This is a genomic window from Lelliottia nimipressuralis (assembly GCF_041464075.1).
Lineage (GTDB): Bacteria > Pseudomonadota > Gammaproteobacteria > Enterobacterales > Enterobacteriaceae > Enterobacter > Enterobacter nimipressuralis.
In genome coordinates, this window is sequence record NZ_CP167172.1 from 2,839,448 (window position 1) to 2,863,196 (window position 23,749).

The window sequence follows — 23,749 nt, forward strand, 5'->3', positions numbered from 1 at the left end:
GAAAAATCAAATAAGCATATGATTTATATGTATTTTTTAATTTAAAATCGTTTGCGTGAAATATCAATCCCGTCAAATAAAACCTATCAAACGGATAATATCCACATAACTCAATAGGGTTATTAAAATATGGATAAAAATAACACTGCAATTCTATTTTATTGATCGCGATCAATTCCACTGGCCTCTAAAGGCGCACTATATAAACATCATCAATTTTTAATTTACCGCCTCCAAAAGCGCGCTAAATAGCTATTCAAGAAATAACCTGAAAGCACTTTAAATAACTAAAGAAAGCAAAGTAATTAAAAAAGTCGCGGTGTTATTTCTGCTAAACCGAATTTTTGACAACTTAAGAAGCAAACCTATGAATGATAAAACAGCTGTAACGCCCCCAGTGGCGAGCAAGCCAAAAGACGGAAGCAACAAACGTCTGCTGATGATGGCACTGCCCATTATTGTCGCAGTGCTCCTCCTGTTTGTGCCGGTTCCTGAAGGGTTACCGCCTTATGCCTGGCACTACTTCGCTATCTTTGTTGGGGTGATCGTTGGTCTGATCTTCGAACCGCTGCCGGGTGCCGTGATTGGACTGACCGGGGTCGTCGCCATCGCCCTGTGCAGCCAGTGGGTGCTGTTTAGCCCGGAACAGCTGGCTGACCCGAAATTCAAGCTGGCAGGTGCCTCCTTTAAATGGGCGGTGAGCGGCTTCGGTAACTCCACTGTCTGGCTGATTTTCGGTGCCTTTATGTTTGCCGCGGGCTACGATAAAACCCGTTTTGGCCGCCGTCTGGCGCTGATTCTGGTGAAATATCTTGGCCGCCGCAGCCTGACGCTGGGTTATGCAATCACCTTCGCGGACCTGCTGCTGGCCCCGTTCACACCGTCTAACACGGCGCGTAGCGGCGGGACTATCTACCCGATCATCGCTAACCTGCCGCCGCTGTATGGTTCAAAACCGAACGACCCAAGTGCGCGTAAAATTGGCTCCTACCTGATGTGGGTGGCCATCACCGCCGCCTGTATCACCAGCTCCATGTTCCTCTCTGCGCTGGCGCCAAACCTGCTCGCTCTGGCGCTGGTGAAAAGCATCGTCGGGATCAACATCTCCTGGGGCACCTGGTTCATTGCCTTCCTGCCGGTGGGTGTGCTGCTGATTCTGGTGATGCCGCTGCTGGCCTACTGGTTCTATCCACCAGAAGTGAAAATCAACGACGAAGTGCCGCTGTGGGCGTGTCGTGAGCTGGAGAAACTGGGCAAACTGTCGCGCAATGAAATTCTGCTGCTGGTCTTTGTCTGCTGTGCGCTGATGATGTGGATTTTCGCCGCCGCGTGGATTGAACCTGCGCTGGCCGCCCTGCTGATTGTTGGCCTGATGCTGTGGACCGGCGTGCTGGAGTGGAACGACATCACCGGCAACAAAGCCGCGTGGAACACCTTTGTCTGGTTCGCCACTTTGGTGGCCCTTGCAGACGGCCTCTCTTCCACCGGCTTCATCGCCTGGCTGGGTAAAGAAGGCGGCCTGCTGATGAGTGGTATCTCGCCGGGTGTCGCAACGGTGGTCCTGCTGCTGGCGTTCTACCTGCTGCACTACCTGTTTGCCAGCACCACCGCGCACACCACCGCGCTGCTGCCTGCGATGCTGACCATCGCCGCCACCATTCCGGGTATTAACATGGAAGTGTTCGTCCTGCTAATGGTGACCTCTCTGGGTATCATGGGGATCATCACCCCATACGGCACCGGCCCAAGCCCGATTTACTACGGGAGCGGCTACCTGCCAACCAAAGACTACTGGCGCCTCGGCACCATCTTTGGCGCCATCTTCCTGGCGGCCCTGCTGCTGATTGGCTATCCGTGGATGTCCATGATGTTCTGATTCATAACCGCCGGAGGGTACCCTCCGGCGGTTTAATTTTATGGAGTGATACGCAATGTCGAACAAAAGCTTTTACTATCAGAATCCCTTCCCTCTCGCACATGACGACACCGAATATTATCTGCTGACCAAAGAGCACGTCTCCGTGGCGGAATTTAACGGCCAGGAGATTCTCCAGGTCGAGCCAGAGGCCCTGACTCTGCTCGCTCAGCAGGCGTTCCACGATGCGGCCTTTATGCTGCGCCCGTCGCACCAGAAACAGGTTGCGGCGATCCTCAACGACCCGGAAGCCAGCGAAAACGATAAATATGTCGCCCTACAGTTCCTGCGCAATTCTGAAATCGCGGCCAAAGGCGTGCTACCGACCTGCCAGGATACGGGTACGGCGATTATCATGGGCAAAAAAGGCCAGCGTGTCTGGACCGGCGGTGGCGACGAAGCCGCGCTGAGCCAGGGTGTCTACAACACTTACATTGAAGATAACCTGCGCTACTCCCAGAACGCGGCGCTGGATATGTATAAAGAGGTGAATACCGGCACCAACCTGCCCGCGCAGATCGACCTCTACAGCGTCGACGGCGATGAGTACAAGTTCCTGTGCATGGCGAAAGGCGGCGGTTCCGCCAACAAAACCTATCTGTATCAGGAAACCAAAGCGCTCATCACCCCGGCTAAACTGAAAAATTACCTGGTCGAGAAGATGCGTTCCCTGGGTACGGCGGCCTGCCCGCCTTACCATATCGCCTTTGTGATTGGCGGAACCTCTGCTGAAAGCACCCTGAAAACCGTGAAACTGGCGTCAACTCGCTACTACGACGGCCTGCCGACAGAAGGTAACGAACACGGCCAGGCGTTCCGCGATGTTCAGCTGGAGCAGGAACTGCTGCTGGAAGCGCAAAATCTGGGCCTGGGCGCTCAGTTCGGCGGGAAATATTTCGCCCACGATATTCGCGTGATCCGCTTGCCGCGCCACGGTGCTTCCTGCCCTGTCGGCATGGGCGTGTCGTGCTCAGCCGACCGTAACATCAAAGCGAAAATCAACCGCGACGGGATCTGGATTGAAAAACTGGAACACAATCCAGGTCAGTACATTCCGGAATCCCTGCGTCAGCAAGGTGAAGGCGAGGTAGTCAGCATTAACCTGAACCAGCCAATGCACGAGATCCTGGCACAGCTCTCAGCCCATCCAGTTTCGACCCGTCTGTCCCTGAACGGCACCATTATCGTGGCCCGTGATATCGCCCATGCCAAGCTGAAAGAGCTGCTGGATAACGGTGAAGAACTGCCGCAGTACGTCAAAGATCACCCGATCTATTACGCCGGCCCGGCGAAGACTCCGGAAGGATATGCTTCTGGCTCATTAGGCCCAACCACTGCCGGTCGTATGGACTCGTATGTGGATTTACTGCAATCGCACGGTGCAAGTATGGTCATGCTGGCGAAAGGTAACCGCAGCCAGCAGGTCACGGATGCCTGCCACAAGCACGGCGGTTTCTACCTGGGCAGCATCGGCGGCCCGGCAGCGGTGCTGGCGCAAAACAGCATTAAGAGTCTGGAGTGTGTCGCCTGGCCTGAACTGGGTATGGAAGCTATCTGGAAAATCGAAGTAGAAAACTTCCCGGCGTTTATCCTGGTGGATGACAAAGGGAATGACTTCTTCCAGCAGATCCAGAACAAGCAGTGCGCGGGTTGCGCGCAGCGTTGATTGATTCTGTAAAGTAAAAAGCCAGGCGTAAGGCCTGGCTTTTTTATTTCCGCAATGTGTCGTCACTACCAGGTCATACAGGCCGCGTTGAGGATACCCCCTGCTAACGCAAAAATGCCCATGAACACCCCCGCAGCGATGTTGTTACTTGAAATCTTGTCACCCAGTGTTGGCATGTAGAGGCGCACGCCGGCATAAATCAGAAGCTGGACGACAAAAGCCACTCCACCCCAGATGCAGTAATCCAGTACCCCCACGGAATTCACTGCCGCGCTGGAGAGCGGAATGACAAAACCTAACAGCGTACCGCTGAAGGCCAGCGCAGCCGCCGCATTGTTATCTTTAATCAGTTGCCATTCATCGTGCGGCGTCACTTTGGTGTAAACAAAAAGAAAAACAATCACCATGGCCACGCCGATAAAAAAATAGGCCGAAAAGGCCAGTAAAGCATCCAGTATGTGCATATTGCCCCCTGAGCAGAAAAAATAATTTTAACTTATCATTAATTTCTGCAACGACTCATTTACCTGTTTTTACCTTGCGCTCCCCTCATAGGCCATGTCGGGTTCAGGTCTTATACCTGCATTAAAGACCTTATTTATGTTATGCCTATTACGCAGGGCTGAATAATATCCACAATACCTTATGATTCCCGCAGAGTTATTTACATTTCTACAGGCTCTATTGCCTACAATCTGGCGCAGGAAAATCAGGCAGTTATTCAGACACGATGATAAGGGTAAATGGAAAAAAAACTCCTGATCGGCGAGATTGAAAAGATTCAGTGGAATTCTGTTGTCCTTAAATGCGGCGATACGAGAGAAGTCTTCGACATCCCGGCTGATGTGCTGCTGCATCTTAAAACAGGTCATGTCGTGCGTCTGTTATTACGTAAACAGCGGCTGGTGCGACTGTTCAACGTCTCGACGCAAACCCTGTATGAAACGGACTTTTTTGCCCATAAGCCGCTGCTACGAAAATACCAGACCCTGCTGTTTATCGTCGCGGCGGCTGTCTGCAGTATTCCCGCCGTCGGTGTCATTCTGAGTATGATCTTTTTCGCCACGCTCATGGGCGTCTCATTCAGGCGGAGCGAAAAAGTGGCTCTTAAAGTCGCACTAACAAGTGCCGTAACAGGCCTTATTTATATCTCCCTTGCCGGATATCTCCTGATGAGCGGCTATTATTTAGCAGCCTTTATCGCCTGCTCGCTGCTGATTTTTATTGCTCTGAAATCCGCAGGCACTATTCAGAATAAAGAAGCACGAAAGCTTGACCAGGAAATCTTAACCGGCCGTTTGCTGGCCCACACTTAATACCGTTGGGGATGCCGATAATGACTATTTTACTGCGGACCGTCGCGACTCTTCCCCTGCTGCTGCCGCTGACCGTATCGGCTGATCCTGCACCTCCCGACAAAGCGGATTATCTCAGTAAGATCAGTTTTCACTCCCCCAGCATGCCCGGATTTCGAACGGCAGAGATGTTAAGCACCGGGTTTACGGGTGCCTATGTCACGATGAGCAGCAACAGTGAGTCTCTTAATCTCAACGATCTGAAATTTAGCGTTAACCATGACTGGATAGTGATAAAGCCGCAGCCCGTGGAGGGACGGATCCAGCTTAGGATGGTCAGGCAACCACGTGCAGAGGAGAGAGCCATGACGCTGACGCTGAAAAACCTCAAGACCGGCAATACGCAGCGCCACGACTTTTTCGTCGATACCTGGCTTACGGGTGATGGCGAACTGGATAAAAATTTTGCCCGCGCGCGCGAGCACTGCGCGCGTCTGGGCGGCAAGCTCCTGAGCACGCAGGAGTTTAGAACCCTATCGCGACAGTGGTTTGGTCTTAGCAGCGGTCGGTTACGCGATCTGTATCCAGAGGCAACGATTTTTAATCAACAAATGCAGGCAGGCGACAGCTTTTGGGTACATGAGGCAAAACCGCTTTATCTGCATACTGGCGCGAAAAGCAACAACCGCAATGTCGGGACGCTATGTCGGCATCAGTATGATAAACGGGCAGTTTGAAAGGGGGAAAAGCGCTAAGAGCGAGATATCTCTCTCAAGTTGCATAAAACATCAATGACTTGAAAAAGCACTAAGGCTAGACTCCTGCGAACTTCAGGTGCATCTTGATGCTGACCTCATTCAGAATGAGGGCGCTGGAAGGAGTCCGATGAGAAATGATGACGATAAAGCAGTGAAGTGGCGGAGAGAGGGGGATTTGAACCCCCGGTAGAGTTGCCCCTACTCTAGTTTTCGAGACTAGTCCGTTCAGCCGCTCCGGCATCTCTCCGTTATAGTGGTTGCCATGATGCCAGGTAATTTGGCATTTTAACAGATCCTTATCCTGCATTTTTGTTCAAGTGATGAGTTTGCGAGCGAAGCGATGATTAAGTGGCCCTGGAAATCGAACGAAACCGCACCGAACACGACTTTTCCGTGGGAAGAGGCGCTGGCTATTCCGGTACTCGCCAGTCTCGACCCCGATGAGCAAACCCGACTGGTTCAGTTAGCCGATCGTTTTTTACAGCAAAAACGCCTCGTCCCGCTTCAGGGTTTTGAGCTGGACGCCCTCAAAAGCGCGCGTATCGCCCTGCTCTTCTGTTTGCCTGTGCTGGAGTTGGGCTTTGAGTGGCTCGACGGCTTCCATGAAGTGTTGATCTACCCGGCGCCATTCGTGGTGGACGACGAATGGGAAGATGACATTGGGCTGGTGCATAATCAGCGCGTCGTGCAGTCAGGACAAAGCTGGCAGCAAGGCCCGATTATCCTCAACTGGCTGGATATTCAGGACTCCTTTGACGCCTCCGGTTTTAATCTGATTATTCACGAAGTCGCCCATAAGCTGGATACCCGCAACGGCGATCGCGCCAGCGGCGTGCCATTTATCCCTCTGCGGGAAGTTGCGAGCTGGGAGCACGATCTGCACGCGGCAATGAACAATATCCAGGATGAGATCGATCTGGTGGGTGAAAGCGCGGCCAGCATTGATGCCTACGCGGCGACCGATCCAGCAGAGTGTTTTGCGGTGTTATCGGAATATTTCTTCAGCGCTCCCGAGCTGTTCGCTCCCCGTTTCCCGGCGCTGTGGCAGCGTTTTTGCCATTTTTACCAGCAAGATCCCCTGCAGCGTCTACGTGAAAATGCGGGACCTGGTGGACATTCATCCTCCCAAGTACACTAAAACAGCAGGTTGGCTCTTAATTAATCATTTGAATCAGCAAGTTGAATTTAGTGTTGACACAAAATAGCGAGGCCATTAACATGCGCCTCGTTCACACGATTCCTCTGTAGTTCAGTCGGTAGAACGGCGGACTGTTAATCCGTATGTCACTGGTTCGAGTCCAGTCAGAGGAGCCAAATTTGAAAAGCCTGCTTTTACAGCAGGCTTTTTGCTTTTCCGCATTCCATCCTCAAATCTGATAATCAATTGCCACTTCTTCCGTTTCCATTACCTGGCGCTTAATTTCATCCACAGACAAACCGGCATTGCATAGCTCGATAAAGCGCCAGACATAGTTACGTTGCAGCTGTCCGCGTTTAAGCCCCAGCCAGACGGTGTTGGCATCAAACAGATGGCGGGTATCCAGGCGCACTAGATCTCCCAGCTCGCGCTCGCCGCCGGACTGTTCCGCCACCAGACCGATGCCAAGCCCCAGCTCTACATAGGTTTTGATCACATCCGAATCCTGTGCGCTCAGCACGATATCCGGCGTCAGCCCTTTGCGATTAAAGGCTTCGTCGATACGCGAACGGCCGGTAATGCCCTGCCGATAGGTAATCAGCGGCCATTTGACAATGTCTTCGAGCGTGAGGGGCGAAACCTGATGAAGTGGATGGTCAACGGGTAATAGCAGGCTGTGATGCCAGCGGAACCAGGGAAATGCCACCAGCAGTGGATCGTTACTTAGACGTTCACTGGCGATACCGATATCCGCCCCGCCGTTTTGCAGCAGTACTTCGATCTCCTGCGGCGTCCCCTGAATCAGCTCCAGCCGGACGTCCGGAAACAGCTCACGAAATGCCTTGATCACCGGCGGTAAACTGTAGCGCGCCTGCGTATGGGTGGTGGCGATTGTCAGCACCCCGGACGCGTCGTTAGTGAAGAGATCCGCCAGGCGTCGAACGTTGCTGGCTTCGTTGAGAATGCGCTCAGCGATGGTCAGTAACGCTTTACCTGGCTCCGTCATCCCCAGCAGGCGTTTGCCGCGGCGGATGAAAATCTCAATGCCCAGCTCTTCTTCCAGCTCGCGGATGTGGCGGCTGACGCCTGACTGAGAGGTGTAAAGCATGTTGGCGACTTCGGTCAGGTTGTAATCCCGCCTGGCCGCCTCACGGATAATTTTAAGTTGCTGGAAATTCACGATTCACTCCGGCGCATCTGACATAGCCCTATTGTTAGAGTCAGCAGACCTGCAGAACAAATAATAAAAACCAGCATCTTATTCCTTTATGGAATATCAGCTCACGAGCTGCAGTTCACGATTCTCCAGCGATGGACGGCTGACCAGCGACATCAGGATCTCTTTCACCGCCTGCGCCTGCGGCGACAGAGAGCCGCGGGCAGACATATTCAGAGACAGCGGCAGGCTCATGGATGGCGTGGTGATCCGCGCCATCCAGCCGTTCGCGGCGCTGCAAAGAGAACGCGCAGCGGATTCCGGCAGCACCGTGACGCCCATTCCGCTGGCAATCGCGGCGGTCAGCGTCGAGATAGAGTCGATCTCACCGATGATTTTTGCCGTCAGGCGACGCAGAGAGAAAGCTTCGTCGACGCGCAGGCGCACGGCGCTGTAATCGCGCGGCAGGAACAGATTCATCTCTGCTACGGCAGTTAAATCAATGCTCTGGCCCGGACAATCGCGCGTCCCTACGAGATAGAGATCTTCTTTCAGCAACGGCTGGCTGGTGATCCCCGCAATCGGTGAGCGATCGTACAGGACCGCCATGTCGAGCTGACCGTTGAGCAGCTTATCGTTAAGAACCGACCCGCTGTTTTCATGCAGATAGACCAGTACCTCCGGCAGCTCGGCGCGAACGGCCTGCAGCAGCGGCATGGTGATGGAAGACGCGGCGGTGCCTGGCGCAAGGCCAATCGACACCTGTCCACTTAGGGTGTGTCCGACGTTACATACGGCCAGCTGCGCTTGTTCGCACTGGCGCAGAATTGTGCGCGCATGGGTGTAAAGAATCTTACCGGCTTCGGTTGGCGTGACGCCACGCTTGGTGCGGATCAACAGCTGCTGGTCCAGTTCACCTTCCAGAGTGGCCACCTGCTGGCTCAGCGCAGGCTGCGCGATATGCAACACTTCCGCGGCCTGGGTCAGGCTACCGATATCGACGATTTTTACGAAGTATTTCAGTCGTCTTAAGTTCATTTTGCCCCCTGTTAAAATACAGTGCCGGTACTGGCGCTCATTGTTGAAAGAGTTTTTGCAATATGGATGCCAGTTTTTAAAAGAGGACGGATGAGTACGCTAAGCGGCTGAAAATAAGGAAATCTAATCACCCTGCTCCGTTTTATTACTGAAACAGCGGTTTACGATCTGCCCCATAAGGGGTAAGCCTGCACCAGAAGTGTGCATTTTGTTGGGAAAGAAAGCACTTTGCTGATTTTGTCAGCAAACGATCACAAGGGATCGATCTCCCCTTTGACAAGCGTTATTGGGGTCGATAATATGCGCCCCGTTCACACGATTCCTCTGTAGTTCAGTCGGTAGAACGGCGGACTGTTAATCCGTATGTCACTGGTTCGAGTCCAGTCAGAGGAGCCAAATTTGAAAAGCCTGCTTTACAGCAGGCTTTTTGCTTTTCTGCGTTCAGGGAAATTACCGGGCGGCGGCTGCACCTTACCCGGCCTCAGGGCTAACCTGTCGCATCCACCCGCCATCTACGGGTCAACGGTTTTTCGAATTCGACAATCAGGAACATCGCGAAGCCGATAATAAAGGTAATGACCCAATAGCGGAACGGAAGTGACTCGGTGCCGAACAGCATCTGCATAAACGGCGCGTAGATAATCAGCAGTTGAAGTACCAGCAGCACCCCGCTCACGATCCAGATCCCGCGATTGGCCAGCAGGCCTTTACTCAGGGAGAAGCCGTCGGAGACACGGCAGTTCAGCATGTAGAACCATTGGGCGGTCACCAGAGTCTGCAACAGGACGGTGCGAATAAACTCCGGTGAATAGCCGCGCGGTTGTAGCCAGGCTTCCAGCACAAAGGCACTCACGGCGATCATCGAGCCGACAAATACCACGCGCCAGATTGCAAACCCGTCCATGACATGCAGGTTCGGGTTGCGCGGTGGGCGTTTCATGATATTCCGCTCGCCCGCCTCAAACGCCAGGCCAAACGACAGCGTGGCGGATGTCGCCATGTTCATCCACAGGATCAGCACCGGCGTCAGCGGAATTAAGTTCCCGGCAAGCAGAGCGATGATAATCAGTAAGCCCTGCGCCAGGTTAGTGGGCATAATAAAGAGAATGGTTTTTTTCAGGTTATCGTAAACCCGACGGCCTTCGCGAACCGCGCTGGCGATGGTGGCGAAGTTATCATCCGTGAGCACCATATCCGCCGCCTCTTTGGTCACCTCGGTCCCTTTGATACCCATGGCGATACCGACGTCAGCCTGTTTCAGTGCAGGCGCATCGTTAACCCCATCGCCGGTCATCCCGACCACCTCTTTCTTACTTTGCAGTGCCTGTACCAGGCGGAATTTATCCTCCGGGCTGGTACGGGCAAAAATATCATAGCTCTGCGCCGCTTCGCTCAGCTGCTGATCATCCATGACCTCCAGCTCACGTCCGGTAATCGCGTTCCCGGCATTGCCAATTCCCAGCATTTTGCCGATGCTCATTGCCGTTTGCGGGTGGTCGCCGGTGATCATTTTCACGCGAATGCCCGCCTGCAGGCATTCGCCAATAGCGGTAATGGCTTCCGGGCGCGGCGGGTCCATCATTCCGGCGATACCGAGCAAAATCACGCCCTGCTGCAAATCCGGATGGTCCAGCGTCGTTTGATCAACACCTGCGGGCTTCCAGGCTGCCGCCACCATACGTAAACCTTCCCGCGCATACTCTTCAATCTGCGCTTCCCAGTAAGGTTGATTCAGCGGTTGCAGCCCGCTTTCCGTCTGCTGATGCTGGCACAGCCTGAACAGCACGTCCGGCGCACCGGTAATCAGGATCATCTCTTCATCGCCGATGCGATGGAGGGTCGACATGTATTTATACTGGGAATCAAACGGGATTTTGCTGCGCAGCTCCGTCTGCAAAGGCGGCAGCGGCACTTTAGCGGCCAGTACCTTCAGCGCCCCTTCCGTCGGACCGCCGGTGATTTTCCACAGCCCCTGTTCGTCTTTCATCAGCTGGCTGTCATTGCAGAGATCGATCGTGCGCAGATAGCGCTCGAGCAGCGAACCGTGAGTCACCGCCACCGGTGTCGGGTCGTCAATCGGGTGAATATTCCCCACCGGCTCATAGCTATCACCTTCGACGCGATAGATTTTCTCCGCCGTGATCACCGCTTTCACCGTCATCTCATTCATGGTCAGGGTGCCGGTTTTATCCGAGCAGATTACCGTCATCGCCCCCAGGGTTTCGACCGTCGGCAGTTTGCGGATAATGGCTTTCTGCCGCGCCATGGTCTGTACACCCAGGGAGAGAATAATCGAGATAATCGCAGGCAGACCTTCCGGGACCGACGCCACCGCCAGGCTGATGAGCGACAGCATAAGCTCGGAAACCGGCATATCGCGGAATAGCAGGCTGAAGACGAACAGCGCCGCCATCATCACCAGGATAATAATGAAAATGGCTTTACCGAGCTTATCCATCTGCACCAGCAGCGGCGTGCGGTGCTGTTCAATATCCGCCATCATCTGGTTGATATGCCCCAGCTCCGTGTCGCCGCCCGTCGCCACCACAATGCCTTTGCCGCCACCGGCGCTGACCGTGGTCCCGGAGAACAGCAGATTGGTGCGATCCCCCAGCGGCAACTCCCCTTCCAGCCTCTCGGTGCTTTTTTCCACGACGGTAGATTCCCCCGTCAGAATCGCCTCCTCTACCCGCAGGTTGTGCGCTTCAAGCAGCCTTAAATCGGCAGGAATTCGATCGCCCGCGCGGATCACCACGATATCCCCCGGCACCAGCGCGGTGGTCGGGACCGTTTCATGATTGCCGTGACGAACCACCACCGCTTCGCTGGAGAGCATATTACGAATGCTCTGCAGGGATTTTTCCGCATTACTTTCCTGAATGTGACCGATGAGGGCGTTGATTACCGCCACGCCCAGAATCACCAGCGTATCAACCCAATGCCCCATTACGGCGGTCAGCAGCGCCGCCGCCAGCAGGACATAGATCAGGACATCTTTAAAGTGCGCTAAAAAGCGCAGCCAGGCGGGTTTGCCGGGTTTCTGCGGCAGGGCATTTTCACCGTACTGCGACAGGCGCGCCGTTGCGTCCGCCCCGCTGATGCCGTCTGGGGTACTGTTTGTTTGTGCCAGGGTTTCTTCTACGGAGAGCCGGTAAAAGGGCTGGACCGGTTTTTCTGTATTCATTCTTCCGTCCTCAAGTCCTGCAACGAAAAACGCACACTGTCACTTTCGCTCTCAGCGCACGACAAAAACCGGAACGTGGGCATAGCGAACAATATTGGCCGCATCCGAGCCGAGCAAATGGGTCTGAATATTCGGGTTGCGCGAACCGATAATGATCACCTCTGCCATCAGCTCGTCGGCGAGTTTGGTGACCTCATCGCGCACGTTGCCGCTGCGCACGTGAAAATGGAGCCGATCGGCTGCGAAAGTGGTTTTCTGCGCCAGAGCAGTGAGTTTTTCTTTTGCGTTATTAATCATATAGTCATCCATCTTTCGCGCGTCGGAAATAAACCCGCGCGTCAGTTCCGGCGAGAATTTTGGAATCACATGCAGTAAGTGGATATCAGCGGAAGCCGCCTCGGCGAGAAACTGTGCGTGAGCCAGCGCCTTATCGGCCAGCCCGATTTCATAGACATCGACCGGGACCAGAATATTTCTGTACATAGTGAGCATCCTTTAATTACCAATAGAATATGTAATGAATAACGCTACGGGTCATGACACACAGGGGAATAAGCACCACAACCGGGTACAAAGAAATGAACGGGATGCTATTAAACGTAGCACAGGACACTCGGTATTTTCTGACGACTGACTAATCTCATGAAAAATAATAAATTAACGTTGAGTTCTTTCGCATATCTCATTCAAAGGTAGCAATTTCATTTGCCTGCCAATTTTAGGCGCTGTTTAACCTTTTCCCGCTTCACAGGCTATGCTTTGCTTAAACATCCGCGACTAACGCTGCATGAGCCGCCCTGGCTCACCGGCGTTGAGATCCTGGGAGGAATGATGTTTGGATATAGCCTGATTCGCCTCGCGTTGTTTATTGTGCTGGCCATTGTGTCCAGTGCCGCCGTAGGACTCTTTACGTATCTAATGGTATCCGCCTTCGCCGAATAAAACCGTTCAAGGTAAGTATTCGTAATAAATGGCGTTTTTATTTATTAGGGGAATAGTGTGAATCGTTACGTTTCGCTTATACCGGCCCTTATTCTTGGTATCATCGCCTGCGATCAAAAAGCGCCAGATGTTCCGCCTCAGCCGAGAATGGTGAAAGTCGCCACGGTGATGGATGCCGGCCAGGCGCAACAGCGCGTCTTTCCGGCAAGAATTGAGTCCGGCGATGCCACCGACCTCTCCTTTAAGCGCGGCGGACAGATTGAAACGCTCGATATCCGCCAGGGCACCCCGGTGAAACAGGGCCAGCAGCTGGCGAGCCTCAATGCGCGCGAAACCCAGCAGCGGGTAAGAGACCGCCAGACCTCGGCCACGCTTGCCCAGCGTCAGTTCGATCGTTTTCAGACGCTGGCCGGACGCCAGGCGATCTCCAAAGCCGAGATGGACGTGCAGCGCGCTACCCGTGATTCCGCCAATGCCGCCCTAAAAATCGCCCAGGAAGAGCTAAGCCAGATGACGCTCACCGCCCCTTTTGCAGGCACCGCGGCAAGCGTTCAGGTACGTAATCATCAGGTGGTTGCAGCCGGGCAGCCGATCGTGACCCTGACCCGAACGGATCTGCTCGATGTGGTGTTTAGCATTCCCGAAAACCTGTTCAAAACCCTGGATATCCGTAACGCTGATTACCGCCCACTGGTGAAAATTAACGCCCTGCCGGGGCGCGAATTCAGCGCGGTCTACAAAGAGCATACGGGCAGCAGTGACAGTAATACCCTCACCTGGCAGGTGATTCTAACCATGCCGCGCCCGGATGATTTCCCGGCTGTCGGCGGCGTTAGCGGCACCGTGACGGTCAATCTGGCGAATCTTCCGGCGGGCGCGGGGCGCAATGCGCTGGTTGTGCCGGTGGAGGCGGTGTTCAATCCGGATAACAGCCCGCGCAACGAGCCGCACGTGTGGGTGGTCAAAGGCGAGGGTGATACGTTGCAGCTGGAAGACCGCAAAGTCGCGGTCGGACAAGTTACCGCTCAGGGGATTATCATTAACGAGGGGCTGAAGGCCGGAGAGCGCGTGGTGGCTGCGGGCGTCGGCGAACTTCACGCCCAACAGCCGGTGCGGATCTGGACCCGCGAGCGGGGTCTGTAATGGATATCTCTCGCCAGTTTATCGATAACCCCATTCGCGTCTGGCTGACGGTTCTGCTGCTGGGCGTCGGCGGTATTTTTGCGCTGCTGAACATTGGTCGCCTGGAAGATCCCACGTTTGCTATCAAAACGGCGGTTGTCATTACCCACTATCCCGGCGCCTCGGCCCAGCAGGTGGAAGAAGAGGTCACGCTTCCCCTGGAAAATGCCCTGCAACAGCTGCCCTACCTCGATAACATTAGTTCGATCTCGTCAAACGGTCTGTCGCAGATCACCGTGAATATCGCCTCGCGCTACCACTCCAACGAACTGCCGCAAATCTGGGATGAGCTGCGCCGCCGGGTGGGCGACGCCTCGCGCCAGTTTCCACCGGGCGTGGTGACACCGTTCGTCAATGACGACTTCGGCGATGTGTTTGGTTTTTTCTTTGCCCTTTCTGGCGACAATTTTACCAACCCTGAACTGGCCCAGTATGCCGACCAGCTGCGCCGCGAGCTGGTGCTCATCCCCGGCGTCGGGAAAGTGGCGATTGGCGGTGCGGTCCCGCAGCAGATTAACGTCGACATTTCGCTCCCCAAAATGGCGGCGCGCGGGATCACTCTCGGGCAGATTTCAACCCTGCTGGGGCGGGTAAACAGCGTCGCCAACGCCGGGGAGATCCTCTCCGGCAGCGAATCCATTCGCCTGCACCCGACGGGCGAATTTGAAAATCTCGACGAACTCGGCGACATGATTATCACCCCGCCCGGCGTCGGGGCCGCGACGCGGCTGCGCGATATCGCCAGCCTTTCTCGCGGGCTGACGGTTTCACCGTCGAGTATTTACCATGCCAATGGCCGCCAGGCCGTGACCATGGGCGTTTCCTTCATTCCGGGCGTCAATGTGATCGACGTGGGCCACGCGCTGGAGGCCAAACTGCAGCAGATGTCAGCGGAAAAACCGGCGGGCATCAACATCGATCTGTTTTACGATCAGGCCGCCGAAGTGGGCCACTCGGTGAACGGTTTTATCATTAACTTTCTGATGGCGCTGGCGATTGTGATCGGCGTGCTGCTGATTTTTATGGGATTACGCAGCGGCATCATTATCGCCCTCTCGCTGGCCCTGAACGTGCTGGGCACGTTGCTGATCATGTACCTCTGGGGTATTGAGCTACAGCGAATTTCCCTGGGCGCGCTGATTATTGCCCTGAGCATGCTGGTCGATAATGCGATTGTGATCGTCGAAGGGGTGCTGATTGCACGCCAGCGCGGCTCCACGCTGATGACCGCGATTAACTACGTCATTCGCCGCTCGGCCCTGCCCCTGCTGGGCGCGACGGTGATCGCCATTCTCGCCTTTGCGCCGATTGGCTTATCCCAGGATTCCACAGGCGAATACTGTAAATCCCTGTTCCAGGTGCTGCTGATCTCCCTGCTGCTGAGCTGGTTCTCGGCGCTCACCATCACGCCGGTGATGATTAAGTGGTGGCTGTTCAAAGGGCAGAAAACCGCTGACGCGCCTGCGGATGCCGATCCCTATAATCAGCGGTTTTACCGCCTGTATCAGCATATGCTCAACGCCCTGTTACAGCGCAAAGCCATCACTCTGGCGCTGATGGTGGTCCTGCTGGCGGCCGCTATCTGGGGGTTTGGCGTAGTCCGGCAAAACTTCTTCCCGTCGTCGAATACGCCCATTTTCTTTGTCGACCTGTGGCTGCCCTACGGCACGGATATTGCCCAGACCGAAAAGATCACCAGCGAAATTGAAAATTCGATCAATGGCCAGCCCGGCGTGGTGACCACCGTCTCAACGATTGGTCAGGGGAGTATGCGTTTTATTCTGACCTACAGCGGCCAGCGCCAGTACAGCAATTACGCGCAGATCATGGTGCGCATGGACGATCAGAGAAATATCGCCGCCCTCACGCGCCACGTCGACGACGATATTGCCCGGCACTATCCCGAAATTAACGCCAGTACCAAACGGGTGATGTTTGGCCCGTCCGGCGACAGCGCCATCGAAGTGCGCATCAAAGGGCCGGACCCGGACCGGCTGCGCCTGATCGCAAGCCAGGTGGATGCGATTCTCGCCCGCGATCCGGCCACCGACAGCGTGCGGAATGACTGGCAAAACCGCAGCAAAGTGATTCGCCCGCAGTACGTTGCGGCATCCGGGCGCGAGCTGGGGGTGGATAAACAGGATATCGACAGCGCACTGGAGATGAATTTCTCCGGCAGCCGCGTCGGGCTGTATCGGGAAGGCTCCGATCTGCTGCCGGTCATCGTGCGCCCGCCGGAAAGCGAGCGCCAGGATGCAAACCATCTGAACAACGTGCTGGTCTGGAGTCAAAACCGTCAGCAGTATATTCCCCTGAGCAACGTGGTGAGCGGCTTTGCCCTTGAGTGGGAAGACCCGCTGATCCTGCGCCGGGACCGCAGCCGGGTGCTGACGGTGCAGACCGATCCCGACCCGCTCAGTCAGGAGACCTCCGGTGATATTCTGGCGCGGGTAAAACCTGACATTGATGCCCTGCCGCTGCCGCACGGCTACAGCATCGAGTGGGGCGGCGACGCGGAAAACTCCAGCGAGGCGCAGCAGGGTATTTTCACCACGCTGCCGCTGGGTTTCCTGGTGATGTTTATCATCACCATTCTGATGTTTAGCTCGGTGAAAAACGCGGTGGCGATCTGGCTGACAGTGCCGCTGGCGCTGATTGGCGTGACGCCGGGCTTTTTACTCACCGGCATTCCCTTTGGCTTTATGGCGCTCATTGGGCTGCTGAGTCTGAGCGGGATGCTCATTCGTAACGGCATCGTGCTGGTGGAAGAGATCGAGCAGCAGAAAGAGCACAAAGCGCAGTACCAGGCGATTATTGATGCCGCTACGTCACGTTTGCGCCCTATCCTGCTCACCGCCTTCACCACGGTGCTGGGGCTCGCTCCGCTGCTGCGCGATGTCTTCTTCCAGAGCATGGCGGTGGTGATTATGTTCGGCCTGGGCTTTGCTACCATCTTGACCCTGCTGGTCCTTCCGGTTATTTATGCCTGTTTCCACCCCACGGAGAGGGAACGACCCCAATGAACCCCACAGGGCTGAACATCATTAAAACGCTGGGATGCATGACGGCGGTGACGTTTTTCACGCTGTACCACACCTGGGATCGCTACGATTACGATTACCACTGGATCCTTGGCTTTCTCACCTTTATCTCGACCATCGCCACCCCGCTGTTTTTTGTGGTGGCGGGATATCTGGATGCCCAGTCGCGCCACGGCTCGCGCTGGCAGCTCGATAAAATCAAAGCCGTGGTGATGGTTTTTCTGTTCTGGATGACGGTCTATTATTTGTGGGAGCCGTATCAGCGCGGGTATTTAATTCAGCCGTGGTTTGTTTTCACCTTTATCGTGATTTACACCTTCCATCCGCTGATCGAGTGGCTAAGCCAGCGGCGCAACCTGTTGATTGGCGTGACCTTCGCCCTGCTAATCTTTGCCTATAGCTATGATTTGCTGTCGGCACTCTACCCGGACAAACATTTGCTCTCGCTGGCCCCGCAGTACCGGCTCTGGACCTGGCTGCTGTTCTATCTCACCGGCCAGATCTTTTTCGACCCGGTTATTTCCGCCTGGATCAGCAAGGGTAAGGTCGTGAAAACGGCCATTGCGGCCATTCCGGTGATTTATCTGTTCACCTGGTTTTATGAGCAGCACTTCTTTTTCGCCCTGTTCAAGGCGGATCGAAACGCGTTCATTCTGACCGGCTCCCAGATTTATATCCTGATTGTGGCGCTGGTGATTGCCGCTAACGGCGTGCGTTTTCGGAAAAATATCGAATTTAAAGAGGCCATTTTAGCCGCCGTCAGCAAAACGATGACCGGGGTGTATATTCTTCACTACTCCGTGTTTCATCTGCTCACCTCGCTGATCCCGGTGACGTCGCTCACCACCAAACTGCTGCTGATTGCGCTGACGTTCATCGCCTCGGTACTGATTTCGATGCTGGCCCTGTCAAACTCGGTGGTGAAAAAGATCATCACCCTTTAATGCGAGGTGGCGCTGCGCCTCGTACCTAAAACCCGTAGCGCAACCAGGCAAACAGCACGTTGCCGTTGTTATAGGTACCGGGAATATAGGTGAACTGCACATTTAGCCGTTTATACCCGGCCGAGAACAGCGGCAAAATAATCGGCAGCGGCACATAGTTGGCAAAGTCCTGGCGGGCGGTGATCCCCGCCGTCACGCCCAGTCCGAGGCGAAAATCGCGCGCATTATCGACATACCAGCCCTTCTCCCAGCCGTAGCCGATAATCGGCTGCCATTCGTTATGAGAGTCTTTAAACATCATCGCGTAGAGGGAACTCCAGTTCCCCTCTTCGTTATAACGGGACACGCCAAACCCACCGCCCCACGGCGTTTCATTGTATTTATCGGTTTTCTCTTTATCGTACATAAAGCGCGCATGCCAGCTCAAAAAGGGCAGATAGAGATCGTAGTTTTGCGGGTCGTTCCACGTCTGGGAGACATCGCTGGTAAGATTGTTCCACCAGCCGGTAATGCGCTGTTCCCCGTAAACGCCCGGTTCAGCATACAGGGGAGCCACAAACCACATCAGCATAATGAGTAAGACAATCCGAATCGGGTGCATCATCATTCCCTCAGCAAAATCGTTCTGCGATAAGTATTACTGTAACCCCTTTCTGGAAACTCCTTCGCCGCGTTTTGGAAATTTTACCGCCCAGGAGGGATAAAATTGTTTTCGCCTGCTGCCTGTCGGGGTAGTCTCATTGTTCCCGTCTCTCTGACGGGGACGATGTGAGCAACCTTTTAGCATACTAATAATTAGAAATTTGGTACTGACAGGACAAAAAATGGACTCCACCCTCATCTCCGAACGCCCCAACGAGGAGACACCATCGCTTAACCGCGCCCGACGCGCTGCTCTTGGAAGCTTCGCCGGTGCCGTCGTCGACTGGTATGACTTTCTGCTCTACGGCATCACTGCCGCTCTGGTGTTTAACCGCGAATTTTTTCCCCAGGTCAGCCCGGCGATGGGCACGCTCGCCGCGTTTGCCACCTTTGGCGTCGGCTTCCTGTTCCGTCCGTTAGGCGGTGTGATTTTCGGTCACTTCGGTGACAAGCTGGGCCGCAAACGGATGTTAATGCTCACGGTCTGGATGATGGGCATCGCCACCGCGCTGATCGGCATTCTACCCTCCTTCGACACCATCGGCTGGTGGGCACCGGTGTTGCTGGTGACCCTGCGCGCGATTCAGGGCTTTGCCGTGGGCGGCGAATGGGGCGGTGCGGCGCTGTTGTCCGTCGAAAGCGCGCCGAAACATAAGAAAGCCTTTTACAGCAGCGGCGTACAGGTGGGGTATGGCGTTGGCCTGTTGCTCTCAACAGGGCTGGTGTCACTCATCAGTTCGCTCACCACCGACGAGCAGTTCCTGAGCTGGGGCTGGCGCATTCCGTTCCTGTTCAGCATTGTGCTGGTGCTGGCCGCCCTGTGGATCCGCAACGGCATGGAAGAGTCCGCCGAATTTGAAAAGCAGAAGAGCGAACCGCCGGTGGCGAAAAAACGCCTGCCGGTGATGGAAGCGTTGCTGCAGCATCCCGGCGCCTTCATGAAAATTATCGCCCTGCGCCTGTGCGAACTGCTGACGATGTATATCGTCACCGCCTTTGCCCTCAATTATTCGACACAAAACCTCGGCCTGCCGCGTGAGCTTTTTCTGAATATTGGTCTGCTGGTCGGCGGAATCAGCTGTCTGACGATCCCCTGTTTTGCCTGGCTGGCGGATCGCTTTGGTCGTCGCCGCGTGTACATCACCGGGGCGCTGATTGGCAGCCTCAGCGCCTGGCCCTTCTTTATGGCGCTGGAAGCTCAGTCAATGTTCTGGATTGTGTTCTTCGCCATTATGCTGGCCAATGTTGCCCATGACATGGTGGTGTGCGTGCAGCAGCCGATGTTTACCGAGATGTTTGGCGCAAGCTATCGCTATAGCGGTGCAGGCGTCGGCTATCAGGTGGCGAGCGTGGTGGGCGGCGGATTTACGCCTTTTATCGCCGCCGCCCTCGTGACCTTCTCCGGCGGAAACTGGCAGAGCGTGGCGGTCTATCTGCTGGCGGGCTGCCTGATCTCCGCGATGACGGCGCTGCTGATGAAAGAGTCTCACGAATGATGTCCTGACTTTTTTTTCACATGTGGGTGACATACTATCGAGTGACGTCGCACATCTGTGGATCAAGGAGACAGACATGAATAATAAGGGCTTAAGCCTGACACCTGCTCAGGCTCTGGAAAAGCTGGAGGCGTTGTACGATCAATCGGTTAACGCCCTGCGCAACGCCATTAGCGAGTATATTGAAAACGGAACGCTTCCTGATGAAAAGGCCAGAATCGATGGCCTTTTTGTTTATCCCTCGCTTTCGGTGACCTGGGACGGCGGCACCACCACCACGCCAAAAACCCGCGCCTACGCACGCTTTACCCATTCAGGATGCTACTCCACCACCGTTACTCGCCCTTCCCTGTTCCGCCCTTATCTGGAAGAGCAACTGACGCTGCTGTATCAGGATTACGGCGCCCATATCGCCGTAGAACCGTCGCTGCATGAAATTCCTTACCCGTACGTCATCGACGGCTCAGCGCTGACGCTGGACCGCTCCATGAGCGCCGGGCTGACGCGCCATTTCCCGACCACCGAGCTGTCGCAGATTGGCGATGAGACCGCCGACGGGATTTACCATCCTGCGGAGTTTTCTCCGCTGTCGCACTTCGATGCCCGACGCGTCGATTTCTCCCTGGCACGCCTGCGTCACTACACCGGGACCCCGGTTGAACATTTCCAGCCCTTTGTGCTGTTCACCAACTACACCCGCTATGTAGATGAGTTTGTGCGCTGGGGCTGCAGCCAGATCCTCGACCCGGACAGCCCGTACGTGGCGCTCTCCTGCGCGGGTGGGATCTGGATCACCGCCGAGACCGAAGCGCCTGAAATGGCGATTTCCGATCTGGCGTGGAAAAAGCACCAGATGCCAGCCTGGCACCTGATCACCGCTGACGGCCAGGGGATTACCCTGATCAACATCGGCGTCGGCCCGTCGAATGCTAAAACCATTTGCGACCATCTGGCGGTGCTGCGCCCGGACGTGTGGCTGATGATCGGCCACTGCGGTGGGCTGCGTGAAAGCCAGCTGATTGGCGACTACGTGCTGGCACACGCGTATCTGCGTGACGATCATGTTCTCGACGCCGTGCTGCCGCCTGATATCCCCATTCCCAGCATCGCCGAAGTCCAGCGCGCCCTGTACGACGCCACCAAACAGGTGAGCGGAATGCCGGGTGAAGAGGTCAAACAGCGCTTGCGCACCGGCACCGTGGTCACGACCGATGACCGTAACTGGGAGTTGCGTTACTCCGCCTCCTCCCTGCGCTTTAACTTAAGCCGCGCGGTGGCGATCGACATGGAAAGCGCCACCATTGCCGCTCAGGGCTATCGTTTCCGCGTTCCGTACGGCACGCTGCTGTGCGTTTCCGATAAACCGCTGCACGGTGAGATAAAACTTCCGGGCCAGGCTAACCGCTTCTATGAAGGGGCGATTTCCGAACATCTGCAGATCGGCATTCGCGCGATTGATTTACTGCGTGCGGAAGGCGACAAGCTGCATTCGCGCAAACTGCGTACCTTTAACGAGCCGCCGTTCCGCTAAAAACAAGGATTACTCATGCACACCTCATCACCCCTTACGGCGCTTCGCCAGTGGCTACAGGAAAACAGCCTCGACGGCATGATCGTGCCGCGCACGGATGCGTGGCAGAGCGAGTACTGCGCACCACATTTCGAAAAACTGGCGTGGCTGACCGGCTTTGACGGCTCTGCGGGGCTGGCGCTGGTCCTTAAAGATCGCGCCCTGCTGTTCGTCGATGGCCGCTATCAGGTGCAGGCCCGTGTGCAGGTCAATATGGATGATTTTGCGATCCATCATCTGCACAACGAACCGCTGGCCCAGTGGCTGGAAAACAACGCGAGCGCAGGCGTGCGCATCGCCTTTGATCCCCTGCTGATGACTCACAACGAATATCAGCAGCTTGCCGCCACCGCCTGTGAATTTGTCCCGCTTGAGACATCGCCTTTCGACACGCTCTGGACCGACCGCCCTGCTGCTCCGGCAGGCTTGATTCGCGAAATGCCGGTGGCAATCAGCGGTGAAAGCAGCGCCGAAAAACGTGGTCGTGTGGCGCAGTTGCTACAGGATAACGGCGCGGATTATCTGGCAGTAACCATGCCGGATAACATCGCCTGGCTGTTGAACGTGCGTGGCTGCGACATCCCCACCAGCCCGGTGCCGCTCTCGTTTGCGTTGTTGAGCCGCACGGGAGACGTGGAATGGTTCGTTAATGGGGACAAAATCCGCGATCTCCCCGCCTCTGCCCTGGAGGGGATTGTCGTCTCGCCGCAAGATGATTTTGTGCCTCGCTGCAAGCAGCTGGGTGAAGGCAAGCGCGTGTGGCTGGATGCGGATTCCGCGCCCGTCGCGCTGCGTTTCGCGATTGAGCCGCAGGGAGAGATCCTCTGGCAGGCCGATCCGGTGACGCTGATGAAGGCGAATAAAAATCCGGTCGAGCTGGAAGGCTATCGCGAATGCCACCAGCAGGATGGCGCCGCCTGGGTGAATTTCCTCGCCTGGCTGTCTCACGAAATCCCTCAGCGCGAGGCCGCAGGCAAGCCGCTGACCGAGCTGGAAGCGCAGGCGCAGCAGCTGGTCTTCCGCGAGCAGCAGCCTGGTTTTATCGAGCAGAGCTTCGAGACGATTTCGGCCTCCGCCAGTAACGCCGCGATGTGTCACTACCACTCCAGCGCAGCATCAAACAAAGCGATCACCAGCGGGCATTTCTACCTCAATGATTCGGGTGGTCAGTATCAGAACGGCACCACCGATGCGACCCGTACGCTCGCGTATAGCAAGCTGGACCCACAACAGCGCCTGCACTATACCGCCGTGTTGAAAGGCTTTTTATCCCTGATTTCACTGCAATTCCCGTCGGGCACGCAGGGGCATCAGCTCGATGCGTTCGCCCGCCGTCCGCTGTGGGAGCTGGGGCTGGATTACGATCACGGTACCGGCCACGGCGTGGGGCATCAGCTGCTAATCCATGAAAATCCGCAGCGTATCGCCAAAAAAGTGAATCCGTGGCCGCTGGTGGCCGGGAATATTATTACTATCGAGCCAGGGTATTATCAGGCCGACAGTCACGGTATTCGCATTGAGAATCAGGTGGAGATCGTGGAGAGCATGCCAGGCTTCTGCAAGTTTGCCTCGCTGACACTGATCCCGATTGATTTGAGCCAGGTGGAACTCGCGCTGCTGACCGAGCAAGAGAAGCAGTGGCTGGATGATTACCATCAGCAGGTGCGGGATGTGTTATCGCCACGGGTGAACAGCGATGCGCGTCCGTGGCTGTTTGAAGCGACGGCTCCGATTCGCGTGAACCGATAGCGCGTCGTGTTGCCCGGTAAGCGAAGTCGCTAT

17 protein-coding genes and 3 tRNA genes are annotated in these 23,749 nt (G+C 55.5%); 13 read left to right on the top strand and 7 right to left on the bottom strand.

Translation table 11 applies throughout. From position 1 onward, the window contains the following. The first annotated feature begins 367 nt into the window (after positions 1 to 367). Both ACB496_RS13670 and fumA read left to right on the top strand, forming a co-directional pair. Positions 368 to 1,876 carry an anion permease gene (locus ACB496_RS13670; protein ID WP_187469907.1) on the top strand — a complete coding sequence of 503 codons (1,509 nt, stop codon included), beginning with the start codon at positions 368 to 370 and terminating at the stop codon, positions 1,874 to 1,876. A gap of 55 nt (positions 1,877 to 1,931) precedes the next feature. Next, positions 1,932 to 3,581: a class I fumarate hydratase FumA gene (gene fumA / locus ACB496_RS13675; RefSeq protein ID WP_371972849.1), complete on the top strand. Its 1,650-nt coding sequence runs from the start codon at positions 1,932 to 1,934 to the stop codon at positions 3,579 to 3,581. Positions 3,582 to 3,646: 65 nt separating this feature from the next. Here the strand turns inward: fumA and ACB496_RS13680 are convergent, their stop codons facing one another. Then, entirely contained in the window at positions 3,647 to 4,045 is a 399-nt protein-coding gene (locus ACB496_RS13680; RefSeq protein WP_107703310.1) for a DUF350 domain-containing protein, read from the bottom strand. Positions 4,046 to 4,324: 279 nt separating this feature from the next. On the opposite strand from ACB496_RS13680, the gene ACB496_RS13685 reads away from it, so the two are divergent. Together ACB496_RS13685 and ACB496_RS13690 are read left to right on the top strand one after the other, a co-directional pair. Beyond that, positions 4,325 to 4,897: a hypothetical protein gene (locus tag ACB496_RS13685; protein ID WP_319418224.1), complete on the top strand. Its 573-nt coding sequence runs from the start codon at positions 4,325 to 4,327 to the stop codon at positions 4,895 to 4,897. Positions 4,898 to 4,917: 20 nt separating this feature from the next. Continuing rightward, complete coding sequence (locus ACB496_RS13690; protein ID WP_371972850.1) at positions 4,918 to 5,613, top strand: hypothetical protein; 696 nt, start codon at positions 4,918 to 4,920, stop codon at positions 5,611 to 5,613. 178 nt (positions 5,614 to 5,791) lie between these two features. On the opposite strand, the gene ACB496_RS13695 is transcribed toward ACB496_RS13690, so the two are convergent. Then, positions 5,792 to 5,881, bottom strand: a tRNA-Ser gene (locus ACB496_RS13695). A gap of 93 nt (positions 5,882 to 5,974) precedes the next feature. Here ACB496_RS13695 and mtfA point away from each other — a divergent pair. Together mtfA and ACB496_RS13705 are read left to right on the top strand one after the other, a co-directional pair. Then, positions 5,975 to 6,772 (top strand): DgsA anti-repressor MtfA, encoded by a 798-nt coding sequence (gene mtfA, locus ACB496_RS13700; RefSeq protein WP_107703307.1) that lies wholly within the window; start codon positions 5,975 to 5,977, stop codon positions 6,770 to 6,772. Positions 6,773 to 6,872: 100 nt separating this feature from the next. Further along, positions 6,873 to 6,948 (top strand) — tRNA-Asn (locus tag ACB496_RS13705). A 53-nt stretch (positions 6,949 to 7,001) separates the two neighbouring features. Here the strand turns inward: ACB496_RS13705 and cbl are convergent. Both cbl and nac read right to left on the bottom strand, forming a co-directional pair. After that, the gene (gene cbl, locus ACB496_RS13710) at positions 7,002 to 7,952 is read right to left on the bottom strand and encodes an HTH-type transcriptional regulator Cbl (protein ID WP_100779667.1); all 951 of its coding nucleotides are present in this window, start codon (positions 7,950 to 7,952) and stop codon (positions 7,002 to 7,004) included. Between the two features lie 96 nt (positions 7,953 to 8,048). After that, positions 8,049 to 8,966 (bottom strand): nitrogen assimilation transcriptional regulator NAC, encoded by a 918-nt coding sequence (gene nac / locus ACB496_RS13715; protein ID WP_095282537.1) that lies wholly within the window; start codon positions 8,964 to 8,966, stop codon positions 8,049 to 8,051. 320 nt (positions 8,967 to 9,286) lie between these two features. On the opposite strand from nac, the gene ACB496_RS13720 reads away from it, so the two are divergent. Beyond that, positions 9,287 to 9,362: transfer RNA gene (locus ACB496_RS13720), tRNA-Asn, on the top strand. Positions 9,363 to 9,453: 91 nt separating this feature from the next. On the opposite strand, the gene ACB496_RS13725 is transcribed toward ACB496_RS13720, so the two are convergent. Together ACB496_RS13725 and ACB496_RS13730 are read right to left on the bottom strand one after the other, a co-directional pair. Next, positions 9,454 to 12,150, bottom strand: a complete 2,697-nt coding sequence (locus tag ACB496_RS13725) for a cation-transporting P-type ATPase (RefSeq protein ID WP_371972851.1) — start codon at positions 12,148 to 12,150, stop codon at positions 9,454 to 9,456. 51 nt (positions 12,151 to 12,201) lie between these two features. Then, a complete protein-coding gene (locus ACB496_RS13730) occupies positions 12,202 to 12,633 on the bottom strand; it encodes a universal stress protein (RefSeq protein ID WP_100779664.1) in 432 nt (143 codons plus the stop codon). A gap of 516 nt (positions 12,634 to 13,149) precedes the next feature. Here ACB496_RS13730 and ACB496_RS13735 point away from each other — a divergent pair. From ACB496_RS13735 to ACB496_RS13745, 3 genes are read left to right on the top strand one after another with little or no spacing between them, the layout of a single operon-like run. Continuing rightward, entirely contained in the window at positions 13,150 to 14,235 is a 1,086-nt protein-coding gene (locus tag ACB496_RS13735) for an efflux RND transporter periplasmic adaptor subunit (RefSeq protein WP_371972852.1), read from the top strand. After that, a complete protein-coding gene (locus ACB496_RS13740) occupies positions 14,235 to 17,297 on the top strand; it encodes an efflux RND transporter permease subunit (protein WP_371972853.1) in 3,063 nt (1,020 codons plus the stop codon). Before ACB496_RS13735 ends, ACB496_RS13740 begins: the two co-directional genes overlap by 1 nt. Beyond that, on the top strand, positions 17,294 to 18,259 hold the full coding sequence (locus ACB496_RS13745; RefSeq protein WP_371972854.1) for an acyltransferase: 966 nt from the start codon (positions 17,294 to 17,296) through the stop codon (positions 18,257 to 18,259). The genes ACB496_RS13740 and ACB496_RS13745 overlap by 4 nt, the downstream gene beginning before the upstream one ends. Before the next feature lie 25 nt (positions 18,260 to 18,284). On the opposite strand, the gene pagP is transcribed toward ACB496_RS13745, so the two are convergent. Continuing rightward, complete coding sequence (gene pagP / locus ACB496_RS13750) at positions 18,285 to 18,860, bottom strand: lipid IV(A) palmitoyltransferase PagP (RefSeq protein ID WP_371975237.1); 576 nt, start codon at positions 18,858 to 18,860, stop codon at positions 18,285 to 18,287. Between the two features lie 223 nt (positions 18,861 to 19,083). On the opposite strand from pagP, the gene shiA reads away from it, so the two are divergent. The 3 genes from shiA to ACB496_RS13765 all read left to right on the top strand — a co-directional run bounded on the left by shiA (position 19,084) and on the right by ACB496_RS13765 (position 23,716). After that, entirely contained in the window at positions 19,084 to 20,397 is a 1,314-nt protein-coding gene (gene shiA, locus ACB496_RS13755) for a shikimate transporter (protein ID WP_107703303.1), read from the top strand. Positions 20,398 to 20,473: 76 nt separating this feature from the next. Beyond that, the gene (locus ACB496_RS13760; RefSeq protein ID WP_107703302.1) at positions 20,474 to 21,928 is read left to right on the top strand and encodes an AMP nucleosidase; all 1,455 of its coding nucleotides are present in this window, start codon (positions 20,474 to 20,476) and stop codon (positions 21,926 to 21,928) included. Positions 21,929 to 21,943: 15 nt separating this feature from the next. Next, on the top strand, positions 21,944 to 23,716 hold the full coding sequence (locus ACB496_RS13765; RefSeq protein WP_371972855.1) for an aminopeptidase P family protein: 1,773 nt from the start codon (positions 21,944 to 21,946) through the stop codon (positions 23,714 to 23,716). The last annotated feature ends 33 nt before the right edge of the window (positions 23,717 to 23,749 follow it).

Bases quoted from the DNA above. Each gene is read 5' to 3' on its own strand.
- ACB496_RS13730 (WP_100779664.1), bottom strand. From the start codon at position 12,633: ATGTACAGAAATATTCTGGTCCCGGTCGATGTCTATGAAATCGGGCTG.
- ACB496_RS13765 (WP_371972855.1), top strand. From the start codon at position 21,944: ATGCACACCTCATCACCCCTTACGGCGCTTCGCCAGTGGCTACAGGAA.
- ACB496_RS13740 (WP_371972853.1), top strand. From the start codon at position 14,235: ATGGATATCTCTCGCCAGTTTATCGATAACCCCATTCGCGTCTGGCTG.
- ACB496_RS13690 (WP_371972850.1), top strand. From the start codon at position 4,918: ATGACTATTTTACTGCGGACCGTCGCGACTCTTCCCCTGCTGCTGCCG.
- ACB496_RS13725 (WP_371972851.1), bottom strand. From the start codon at position 12,150: ATGAATACAGAAAAACCGGTCCAGCCCTTTTACCGGCTCTCCGTAGAA.
- ACB496_RS13685 (WP_319418224.1), top strand. From the start codon at position 4,325: ATGGAAAAAAAACTCCTGATCGGCGAGATTGAAAAGATTCAGTGGAAT.
- ACB496_RS13670 (WP_187469907.1), top strand. From the start codon at position 368: ATGAATGATAAAACAGCTGTAACGCCCCCAGTGGCGAGCAAGCCAAAA.
- pagP (WP_371975237.1), bottom strand. From the start codon at position 18,860: ATGCACCCGATTCGGATTGTCTTACTCATTATGCTGATGTGGTTTGTG.
- mtfA (WP_107703307.1), top strand. From the start codon at position 5,975: ATGATTAAGTGGCCCTGGAAATCGAACGAAACCGCACCGAACACGACT.
- ACB496_RS13680 (WP_107703310.1), bottom strand. From the start codon at position 4,045: ATGCACATACTGGATGCTTTACTGGCCTTTTCGGCCTATTTTTTTATC.
- ACB496_RS13745 (WP_371972854.1), top strand. From the start codon at position 17,294: ATGAACCCCACAGGGCTGAACATCATTAAAACGCTGGGATGCATGACG.
- nac (WP_095282537.1), bottom strand. From the start codon at position 8,966: ATGAACTTAAGACGACTGAAATACTTCGTAAAAATCGTCGATATCGGT.
- ACB496_RS13760 (WP_107703302.1), top strand. From the start codon at position 20,474: ATGAATAATAAGGGCTTAAGCCTGACACCTGCTCAGGCTCTGGAAAAG.
- shiA (WP_107703303.1), top strand. From the start codon at position 19,084: ATGGACTCCACCCTCATCTCCGAACGCCCCAACGAGGAGACACCATCG.
- fumA (WP_371972849.1), top strand. From the start codon at position 1,932: ATGTCGAACAAAAGCTTTTACTATCAGAATCCCTTCCCTCTCGCACAT.